Annotated in this window: 9 protein-coding genes and 1 riboswitch; of the genes, 1 reads left to right on the forward strand and 8 read right to left on the reverse strand. The window is 47.9% G+C overall.

Going from position 1 to position 9,906, the window contains the following annotated elements; translation table 11 throughout:
* Positions 1–2 precede the first annotated feature (2 nt).
* The 5 genes from ACTOY7_RS13320 to ACTOY7_RS13340 form a co-directional block, all read right to left on the reverse strand.
* Positions 3–842, reverse strand: a complete 840-nt coding sequence (locus ACTOY7_RS13320) for a carbohydrate ABC transporter permease (RefSeq protein WP_004073071.1) — start codon at positions 840–842, stop codon at positions 3–5.
* Positions 842–1,714, reverse strand: coding sequence for a carbohydrate ABC transporter permease (locus ACTOY7_RS13325; protein ID WP_004073073.1), 873 nt, complete (start codon positions 1,712–1,714; stop codon positions 842–844). Before ACTOY7_RS13325 ends, ACTOY7_RS13320 begins: the two co-directional genes overlap by 1 nt.
* A 135-nt stretch (positions 1,715–1,849) precedes the next feature.
* Positions 1,850–3,190, reverse strand: coding sequence for an extracellular solute-binding protein (locus ACTOY7_RS13330; protein WP_285825817.1), 1,341 nt, complete (start codon positions 3,188–3,190; stop codon positions 1,850–1,852).
* Between the two features lie 161 nt (positions 3,191–3,351).
* Positions 3,352–4,884 (reverse strand): response regulator transcription factor, encoded by a 1,533-nt coding sequence (locus ACTOY7_RS13335; protein ID WP_482671521.1) that lies wholly within the window; start codon positions 4,882–4,884, stop codon positions 3,352–3,354.
* Position 4,885: 1 nt separating this feature from the next.
* Positions 4,886–6,619, reverse strand: coding sequence for a sensor histidine kinase (locus ACTOY7_RS13340; RefSeq protein WP_482672357.1), 1,734 nt, complete (start codon positions 6,617–6,619; stop codon positions 4,886–4,888).
* 247 nt (positions 6,620–6,866) lie between these two features.
* Positions 6,867–7,021: riboswitch (TPP riboswitch) on the forward strand.
* On the opposite strand from ACTOY7_RS13340, the gene thiT reads away from it, so the two are divergent.
* On the forward strand, positions 7,020–7,586 hold the full coding sequence (thiT, locus tag ACTOY7_RS13345; protein ID WP_160282301.1) for an energy-coupled thiamine transporter ThiT: 567 nt from the start codon (positions 7,020–7,022) through the stop codon (positions 7,584–7,586). It overlaps the preceding riboswitch by 2 nt.
* A gap of 121 nt (positions 7,587–7,707) precedes the next feature.
* Here the strand turns inward: thiT and ACTOY7_RS13350 are convergent, their stop codons facing one another.
* From ACTOY7_RS13350 to ACTOY7_RS13360, 3 genes are all read right to left on the reverse strand, one after another.
* On the reverse strand, positions 7,708–8,430 hold the full coding sequence (locus ACTOY7_RS13350; protein WP_482671523.1) for a hypothetical protein: 723 nt from the start codon (positions 8,428–8,430) through the stop codon (positions 7,708–7,710).
* Between the two features lie 115 nt (positions 8,431–8,545).
* Positions 8,546–9,325: an ATP-binding cassette domain-containing protein gene (locus tag ACTOY7_RS13355; RefSeq protein ID WP_160282300.1), complete on the reverse strand. Its 780-nt coding sequence runs from the start codon at positions 9,323–9,325 to the stop codon at positions 8,546–8,548.
* Complete coding sequence (locus tag ACTOY7_RS13360; RefSeq protein ID WP_482671524.1) at positions 9,312–9,680, reverse strand: GntR family transcriptional regulator; 369 nt, start codon at positions 9,678–9,680, stop codon at positions 9,312–9,314. Before ACTOY7_RS13360 ends, ACTOY7_RS13355 begins: the two co-directional genes overlap by 14 nt.
* Positions 9,681–9,906 lie beyond the last annotated feature (226 nt).

Here is a 9,906-nt window from a genome sequence, read left to right on the forward strand (position 1 = left end):
TATCACCCCTTTACCGCTCCTGCAACCAGACTGTTCTGTACCTGCTCGCTGAGCAGCAGATATACGATCACCGTAGGAATCGTGGCGATCATCAGGCCGGCGCCGATCTCGCCCCACTTGGTGGTATATGCTCCGACCATCGACATAATGCCGACCGTTAGTGTTTTATATTCCGATTTATTGATAAATGTGACCGCAAACATCAGCTCATTCCAGGAAGAAATAAAGGTAAAGATACTCACGGTCGCGATTGCGGGCCGGATCAGCGGGAATATAATGCGGAAAAACATCTGATAGATCCCGCAGCCGTCAATCGCCGCAGCCTCTTCCATTTCCTTGGGTATGGATGCCATAAAGCTTGTAAACAGGTAGATTGCCATGGGCAGTCCGAATGCCACATAAGGTATGATCAGCGACCAGTAGGAATTCAGCAGATGCGTCTTGCTTAAAATGATAAACAACGGAAGCAGGGCTGCATGGATCGGCACCATCATCCCCAGAAGGATCACCTTGAGCATCGTCTCTCTCCCCCGCCAGATCATACGGGAAATTGCATAAGCCGCAGTTGCCGCCGCCACCAGCGTCACGAGAATGGTAACACCTGTGACCAGTACGCTGTTTAAAAAATACTGCATGATATTTGCGTTGAAAAATGCTGTCGCGTAATTACTAAACCTCCAGTGCTCAGGCAGTCCGGCAATATTTCCGCCGAAGATCTCGCTATTGTCTTTCAGTGAAAATTCAAACAGCCAGAAAATCGGATATACCTGGATAAACGCAAAGATCAGCAGAAATGCATGTGTAATAATTGTTTTTATATTTCTCGGACCCTTTGTATTCATTATGCTTCCTCCTTTTCTCTGAAAAATGTCCTTAGCACAACTGTCAGCAGCAGGCATTCCAGGATCACAAAAATAGAAATGGCGCTTCCATAGCCATAGTTAAAGGAATCAAATACCGTTTTATACATATAGATCGTCGGCACTTCCGTGGAGAAGAAGGGTCCTCCTCCGGTCAGTACGTAGATCAGGTCAAAGATCTTCAAAGCACCGATCAATGAAAATGTGACGCACACCTGAAGGATCGGCTTCAACAACGGAATCGTAATCTTAAACGCGATCTGAACCCGGTTTGCCCCGTCGATCTTTGCCGCCTCACAGATATCCGGCGAAATGGACTTTATACCCGCATACATGATCAGCATATGATAACCGACATACTGCCACAGATTCGGGATAAATGCTGCCATCAGAGCCGTACTTTCCTGTCCCAGCCAGTCTTGCCCGGCAAAGCCGAACATGCCGAGAACCGCATTTAACAGACCGTAATCTCCGTTATAGATCTTCTGCCACAGCTGTCCGATCACAACACTGGAAATGATCACCGGTATAAAAAAAGTTGTACGGTAAAATTTTTCCCCTCTGGACACATTTGCTACAACAATCGCCAGAAACAGTGAAAACGGAATCTGCAGGCACAATGAAAGCGCAGCGTACAGCAGGGAATTTTTCACCGAATTAACGAACCTGGTATCAAGAAACATTTCTTTATAATTCCGCAGTCCGACAAATATCCCTGCCCCAATTCCGTCCCAGTCCAAAAGGCTGTAATAAACGGACATAGCGATCGGGATCACGACAAAGACTGCGATCAGAAGCATTGTCGGAAGCATGAACAGCACAATTGCCTGTTTGTTGGATAAAATTTTTCGCATTTTTTGCGTCTCCTTCCCTTAGATAAAGTAAAAGGGATTACCTGAAACCGAGTAACCCCTTTCATGTCTTGCCGCAGCCCCCGGGATGTCCGGTCAGGCCGTCCCGGGAGTATGGTCACGTGAAATCCGAATGCCTTAATAAAATTCAGACGGACTTAATTTAGACATACTTTCCGCAAATTCTTCCGGAGTAATCTTTAAAGCCATCAGCTGCGCTACCAGATCCTTGTAGGTCTCTGAATCTTCTGCCGGGAAAATATTATCCCACCATGTAATATACGAAGTACCTGTTTCCATCAGCGCCGCAGATTCCGTATCCAGCACGCTCAGTCCTGATGTATCCACATCTTCGGTATTCCAGCATGGAAGACCCGCGCCCTGCTGGTAGCCGTCCCGGCCGATCTTTTCACTCAGATAGGAAAGATATTCTACGGCTTCTTCCGGATGTTCACAGTTTACATTGATATAGTACCCGTCGGAGCTGCCTCCTGAAAATTCTGTCTCGCTGCCTGCCATTCCTTCAATCACCGGGAAGGAAACACAGGTAACCTTTCCCTTTGTAGCCGATGTATCTGCCTGGATCGAGGGATGAACCCAGTTCGCCTGGAACAGCATCGCTCCCTGGCCGGCCGCAAACCCTTCTACCATCTCGTCGTAGCTCATACTCATCATATTTTCGTTGAATGCCTTTGCATTGACAAGCTCCTGCATCTTCTCCGCCGCTTTGATAAACGGTTCGGAGTTGAACTTGGTTGGATCGCCGAATGCTTCTTCCAGCCCTTTGTTTCCCGCTGTCCTTGCAGAAACGATATCATACCAGTACATTCCCGGCCACCGGTCTTTTTCTCCCATCATGATAGGAGTCATCCCTGCGTCATTCAGTTTTTCTATAGCTTCTAAGAGCTCATCCCACGTGGTCGGGATCTTTGCGCCCGCCTTGTCGAACATTTCCGTATTGCAGTACAGGTTTGCCAGAAATGTGACCGTGGGCAGGGTATAGACTTTTCCGTCAAATGTACATCCGTCAAGCATCCCCGGAAGCACTTTGCTTTTCGTCTCTTCGCTGAGATATTCATCAATCGGAAGCAGATATCCTGCGTCAATATACGGTTTTACAAAGCTTCCTCCGCTGAACATGTAAGAGATATCGGGAGCTTCCCCTGCGGCAAATGCCGTCTTGATCTTGGTCTTATACTGCTCTCCCGTAACGCCGTCCTGCTCAATCGTGATGTTGGGATGCAGCTTGTGATACTCCTCTACGGAATCCTCAATGATCTTTTTCACAGGATCCGTATCTGATACAGACTGGTGCCAGATTGTCAGAGTAATCTCCTCCCCGGCATCGCTTCCGCCTTCTGCCTGTCCCTCTCCGCCGGTCTTCTCTGTCCCTGAGCCCCCGCCCGCGCAGGCTGCAAGCGCCAGCGTCATAGAAGCTGCCACAAATAAGGCACTTGTTTTTTTGAAAATCTTTTTCATCCTTTTTCCCTCCTCTGGAATTATTTTGTGATACTTTTTTGGAGTTTTCTCTCCTGATATATGACATTATACAAAAAAAGAGCAGGTAAATACATTCACAAACCATGAGAGAATGTTTCATTTTCCTGCTCTTTTCTTCCTTCGGGTTTCATTATTTTGTTTTAGAGAGGACTGATGTTCATGTTTTTCCGATATTCCGTTACCGAATATCCGGAAATCTTTTTAAACCAGATACTGAGGTAATGCGCGTCGTTGATCCCGATCTGCCCCCCGATATCGCAGTCTTTCATGCGGGTTGTATTCATAAGCTCGATCATCCTCATGAACCGGATGTCTGAAAGGATCTCGCCATAGCTCCGTCCTGTGAACTGCTTCAGCAGACGGCTGAGATAACTGGTGCTTATGGAAAATTCCCGCGCAAGGAGGTTCAGGCTCAATTTCTCGTTCCGAATGTTTTCCAGCATATATTTGATGATCCGCACGACCAGATCGCTGTTCCGGCAGCTGCATTCCAGCTTCCTTCTGATAAGGAGTTCAGAAAGGATATTATCCACACAGCGTTTCAGCTGATCCATTGTACAGCACCATTTTAACATTTTATCAAACAGGACTTTCTGTTGGTTTACTTCCAGGTCCGCATACATTTTCTGGCAGCAGATCATAACCTTCTTCTGCTGCTCCGGAAAAGACGGCTCAGGAGCGGAAAAAATCCGCTCTACCATTTCCAGGGATTCCTCAACAGATCCGTTTTTCACCGATTCTGTCAATTCTCCCCACAGTCCGTAAAATTCCGTTTCTTTCGTGCCTGCGCCGCCGGCTCTGGTGCCATGTTTCTTTTTCATGTCATCCAGCGCATCCGCATAAGCGCTGTGGATGCTGTTCCAGCCTGGATATCCCTCGGATATTCCGGTGCTTACATGGCAGTGAAATTTTTTCTGGATAATAGAGATCAGGATATCCATGCATTCCTCAAATGGTACGTCCATACTATCCGTCACCGCAACAATCCGGTTCCAGTGATCCCGCAGCACTATGATATCGTCGTCACTCTGGTAAAATGACTTTGCCTCTTCCATGATCTGCTCTGTCAGCCCCAACTGGGAGACGCTTTCTTTAATCGCGATGATCCCAACCTTGATGCCCCGATCCTTCCCTGTATTGACCTTCACTCCATATTTGTCCAGTTCTTTTTCAATATCATCCTCCGCGCGCTCCTGCAGCAGGATCCGGTTGATATAAATGTCCCTTAAGGCAGGAATATTGCGTTCCATTTCTTCCAGCAGCTTTTTCTGTTTTGCCTTCTGCAGTCTCAGCTTCAAGATCTCGTCAGCTGCCTTTTTCAGTGTGGCATTCAGTTCGTCAGCCCGGACAGGTTTCATAAGGTAATCAAAAATCCCTGCCTTAATCCCCCGCCTTGCGTAATCGAAATCATCATATCCTGTCAGGATGATGATTTTGATATCCGGAAATAATTCGATACATTTTTCGCTGAAGCTCAGCCCGTCCACTTCCGGCATGCAGATATCGCTGATTATGATATCCGGCCTGACCGAATCCAGAGCTTCGACAGCATCGGCGCCGTCCTGGTATTCCCCGGCCAATTCCAGGTTCAATCCCTCCAGATCCATTTTCATGCGTATCAGCTTCCTGATCAGCATTTCATCGTCAATAATAATAACCCTTAATTTTTCCATACTATTCTCCCAAAACATCCGTATCTAAATAGAGATGTATCTCTGAAAGCCCCTGATTTCTTATCTCAAAGGAAAAAGCATTTTCATAGATCAATTTCAGTCTTTGGATCGTCCCCCGCAGTCCAAGGCTCTTCTTTTCTCCACAGTCCTTTAGGTTCTGCAGTTCACTGACGATATCATCCGGGATTCCCTTCCCATTGTCCCGGACCAGGATATGCAGCTTCCCGCTTTCCTCTTTGACGCAGACCTGGATATATCCGGATGTCTTGTTCGGACGGATTCCATGCTGGAATGAATTTTCTACCAGGGGCTGTATGGTCAGCTTAGGAATCTCATATTTTCTGCAGGAATCCTCCACCTCAATATCAAACTGAAACAAATCCCCGAAACGGATTTTTAAAATTTCCATGTAATCATGGACCATACGGATCTCGCTGTCAATGGAAATATATTCCCGGCCGCCGCTTACGCATTTTTTATAAAAACCGCCCAACGCTTCTATCAGCCTGCAGGCGTTGTCTGTATCACCCAGCATGGCAAGCGCTTCTACGGAATCCAGCGCATTGTATAAAAAGTGCGGCTTCATCTGTTCCTGGATTTCATTCATCTCTACGATCCGGATCCGTTTTTGCCGTTCGATCGTCTCCTGGATTAACCGTTTGATTTCATCCACCAGTCTGTTATAGCCGTGGAACAGCGACTTAAATTCCTGCAGCAGGGTTTGCTCCTGAATCTTTTCCAGCTGCCCGCCTTCAACATTCTTCATATAACATAAAAGCTGCTGAATCGGGATTGTCAGCATATGCGCAATTGCAGACGCGCCGCAAAAGATCAGCAGGCCGATGATCAGGATCAGCAGGATATTGAATCGGACCAGGGTGTTGATATCTTTATTTCTGACAATCGGCGTATAGCGAAAGATTTTCCAACCGTTTTTCGGATTTACGACTCCCAGCAGATAATAGTCTTTTCCGTTTATATGCTCCTTTTTGATGAGTTCCCGGTCCGACAGGCTGATCGCCTCCGCAGCTTTGACCACATCCCCGACCGCCCCTTGTGTCCCGCCCCGGTAGATGATCTCATTATCAAAATTCAGGATCGCGATCTGCTCGTTCTCGTAGTCGATACTATTTGAGATCAGATGGTCTATTTTATCTTGATTGATCTGTACGCCGATAAGTCCGAGACTCGCAAACTGCTCCAGGCTGTTGAAGGAACGAATGAGCATCAGAGAGTTCGTATTTTCCCCCTTCTCCACAACCAGTTCCGGTTCTCCATAGGGTTTTCTCAGCCATTCATATTTTCCTTCATATCCACTTCCGCTGTCAGTATGGATACTGGCGCTGTCCCCGATGATCAATCTCTGCCCCTGCTGATCCGTCAGCCAGATCATATCAATAAATTCTGAAAACTGCAGGACAGAATAGATCCGTTTCATCAGCGTCTGCTGTTTGCTGAAGTCATCCAGTATGTCCCCTGTCTCCATCATCTGCTGTACCACACTGTCGGCAAGTATCATCTTCGAGTAATTGTCCGCGCTTGCGGCCATCGTGCTTAATGATGAATCAATGGAGCGGAGAGTGTTGATATTTTCCTGCCCGATGATCTCATATTCATATTTCTGGTAATGATTCGTGAAAATGAGCAGATATATGATAATGATCAAGAAAATGACTGCGCCCAGCAGGGCGGAAATTTTAAAATTTAATCGGAAATTTTTGTTCCTATCCATCATATCCCCCCATAAAATACTGCTTCGGGTGTATTTGTCCTGCGCTTTCCGGCATGCCCTTCTTTTGATTCACACAAAGTATATCATTCCCCTGTCATTCCGGCAAGAGAAATATAACGGACGGCGGGGGGCGCCGGGATTTGGTTACTGTGAGCGCCCGGTCAGGGTGTGAACAGTAACCATAGTAGCGATAGCGATTTTTTTCCGCAGAATAATACTTGACTTTTTCGTCCGGCGGATTTATGCTTATGAAGGTACACAGGGGCGCTGTGAGACTGTTCCGGGGATATTTTCCGCGGGAATCTGCGGAACGGTTATAAAACGGCTGAGACGTATGTGTTTTCATACGAACCCTTTTAACTTGATCCGGGTAATGCCGGCGTAAGGAAAGGAGAATTTCATAATGTCACAAATTCATTCTGTCACAGGCGGAAGTACGTCTTCTGCCGTCAGGAAACTCGTTTTTTCTGCAATGGGGATCGCTCTCGCGATGGTCACTTCCTACATCAAAGTATGGGAGATGCCGATGGGCGGCTCCGTCACACTGTTATCCATGCTGTTTATCTGCCTGATCGGATACTGGTTCGGCGCAAAATATGGGATTATTACCGGGGTCGCATACGGACTCCTTCAATTTGTCGTTGATCCGTATGTACTTTCGATCCCCCAGGTGCTTTTTGATTATCCGTTTGCGTTCGGTGCGCTGGGATTGTCAGGCTTTTTCAGCAATCGGAAGTATGGGCTTCAGATCGGATATACGGTCGGAGTGCTGGGCCGGTTTGTCTTCTCCACGCTGTCCGGCGCGATTTTCTTTGCCGCCTACGCGCCGGAAGGCATGAATCCGTGGGTGTATTCTTCCCTGTATCAGGGCACCTACCTGGGCACGGAGGGGATCGTGACGCTGGTCATCATCTCGCTGCCGCCTGTCACTAAGGCGCTGAACCTGATACATAGACAGGCTTCCGCATGAAAGCTTGCTGCAAGGGCTGAATCTGGTACATAGGCATATTTCCGCATGGAAACGGGCGGCTGCGCAAGAAAACGACATGAAAATTTATGAAGCCGTACCAGCATTTTCTTGCTGGAAATACTCAGGCTTTCTCATCAAACAAGGCGCGGGAAAGATTCAGGCTGAGCCGGAAGAACAGTCCCGCGCTTCCCAGCATGACCAGATACCACACCCCTTCCAGTATCCACACAGGCGGCACTTTCTCCGGATCGAAATGCAGGAATTGCAGTTCCGCGGCCGCCTGAATGAGCTCGCTCAAAAGCAGGCCCAGGAAATAGGATCTTACATATTGATATTCCTGGCGCCTGCCCAAGCGGCGCAGAAAGACCCACAGAGACGTAAGGGGCTGCACCAGGCCACCGATGATCAGCACTTTCCAAAAGCCCGGTGTCACGTTCAAGTAGAACCAGCGCATGGATTCGGTTGCAAACTTTTCCATCAGGGCACTTGCCAGCTGTCCGGCCAGGATCATTGCGGCCATCAGCGACACGCTGAGCAGCAGCCTTGCCAGAAGCCTGGCGCTTTCCGATAAGTCTCCTGAGCGTTCCATTGGATGCAGCCGGTCTTCATAAGGGGTCATGAGGACAACCATCGGCTGCAGCAATCCCAGAATCAGTATGACCACAAGGCCCATGTTGACAAACGCAATTGCCCAGAAAGCATGAGCCCGCAGGAGATCACAGGCAGCCTCCGGGAGCAGCGCAATCAGCAGGAGTACCGCCAGGTATGTGCCGGTTGGAATGTACAGCTTATGAAAAAGCTTCCTTGACTCCCATCCCAATGCCCGCTTTATTTGTTCTGCCATGCTCCATTCTCTTTGTTCACAGGTCATCATATGCCTCCTTTCTCCGCTCTGTTCTGACACAGACACGGGGTTCCTATTTTTTCGAAATGCAGATTTACTTTCCAAATATTTCTGTTCATTTCCGAAACCGTTCCAGGTAATACTGTTCCACGGACATTCCGCAGGTTTCCCTGAGTTCCTCCGTATCTTTCTCCACAATTTTTCCATGATCCAGAAAAAGGATCTGATCGAATAGCTGCTCAAAGTCACGAAGCAGATGGGTTGCCATGACGATTGACGCACCCTCGGGCAGATATTCCATCAAAAACCGCCGGACATCCCTTTTAAATGCCGCGTCTGCCCCGGTCAGCGGTTCGTCCAGCAGATACAGTTCAGACTCCACGCAGATCGCCAGGATCAGCATCAGAAGTTCCCGCTGTCCGTCCGACAGCTTCCTGAGCAGCGTCTTCCTGTCAAAACCCATATTTTCAATCAAACCGCAGGCTTTTTCGGACGCAAAGTTCTGATAGTGGGATTGGTAAAACTGTACCGCATCCCTGACACGCATCCATCTGTAAAAGATGTCCCTGGGCATCAGATAGGAGATCCTCTTTGTATAACGGAAAATTCTCCCCTCATCCGGCTTCCAGATTCCTGCCATCAATTTCAGGAGCGTGCTTTTTCCACTGCCGTTTCTGCCTGCCAGTCCGATGATGCGGTTTCGCGGGATCTGCACATTCAGGCGGTGCAGAATGCATTTTTCATCCAATGACTTGCTCACGCCTTTCAGCTCTATTAGAAGCTCCCTGTGACGCCCACAGTCCTGCAGGCGTTCCTGCCCGAAAGGACCGTCAGATCCAGATCTGTTCTGCCCGGACTCACTGCTTCCCTGAAATAGAAAATCATGATCTCTCATATGACGTCCCCTCCCATTCCGCTTCGATCAGGCGTTGAACCTCTTCCAGGGGCAGGCCGCAGTTTTTCATTGTCCGGACAAATTCCCCTGTTTTCTCTCTGGCCAGCCTTGCCTGCAGGCTGCCCGCATGTTCCTCCCGTATGAAATATCCGATTCCTTTTTTGGAAATGATGATTCCCTCGGATTCCAATTGCTGCATCACCCGCTGCATCGTCAATGCGGAAACTTCGAATAAAACTGAGCCCTCCCGCACGGACGGCAGCTTATCCCCGGCCCTTCGCCGGCCGCTGGCGATCTGTTCCTTCAAAAGGGAGGCAATCTGGATATAAATCGGCTTTTCGTTATCAAATTCCATGAGCTGTGATCGCCTCCTTCTGTATATTCCCGCATCGTTATAGTGTTATACTTATGTTATACAGTATAGCAGTATAAGAATATAGCTGTCAAGTGAATAGCATCAATACCAAAAATATAATGTTACTAGTGTAGCGTCTCAATCATTTTTTAATTTATGCTAAATATACGAAAAGCACTTGACTTTTTGCACTAAATATGCTAAAATATATGTAGAATATTTAGCA

It is taken from the genome of Schaedlerella sp. (assembly GCF_056796775.1).

What these genes read in the sequence shown, in the direction of transcription:
- ACTOY7_RS13350 (WP_482671523.1), bottom strand. Translation starts at nt 8,430, where the DNA reads ATGGCAGAACAAATAAAGCGGGCATTGGGATGGGAGTCAAGGAAGCTT.
- ACTOY7_RS13325 (WP_004073073.1), bottom strand. Translation starts at nt 1,714, where the DNA reads ATGCGAAAAATTTTATCCAACAAACAGGCAATTGTGCTGTTCATGCTT.
- ACTOY7_RS13355 (WP_160282300.1), bottom strand. Translation starts at nt 9,325, where the DNA reads ATGAGAGATCATGATTTTCTATTTCAGGGAAGCAGTGAGTCCGGGCAG.
- ACTOY7_RS13335 (WP_482671521.1), bottom strand. Translation starts at nt 4,884, where the DNA reads ATGGAAAAATTAAGGGTTATTATTATTGACGATGAAATGCTGATCAGG.
- ACTOY7_RS13330 (WP_285825817.1), bottom strand. Translation starts at nt 3,190, where the DNA reads ATGAAAAAGATTTTCAAAAAAACAAGTGCCTTATTTGTGGCAGCTTCT.
- ACTOY7_RS13320 (WP_004073071.1), bottom strand. Translation starts at nt 842, where the DNA reads ATGAATACAAAGGGTCCGAGAAATATAAAAACAATTATTACACATGCA.
- ACTOY7_RS13340 (WP_482672357.1), bottom strand. Translation starts at nt 6,619, where the DNA reads ATGATGGATAGGAACAAAAATTTCCGATTAAATTTTAAAATTTCCGCC.
- thiT (WP_160282301.1), top strand. Translation starts at nt 7,020, where the DNA reads ATGTCACAAATTCATTCTGTCACAGGCGGAAGTACGTCTTCTGCCGTC.
- ACTOY7_RS13360 (WP_482671524.1), bottom strand. Translation starts at nt 9,680, where the DNA reads ATGGAATTTGATAACGAAAAGCCGATTTATATCCAGATTGCCTCCCTT.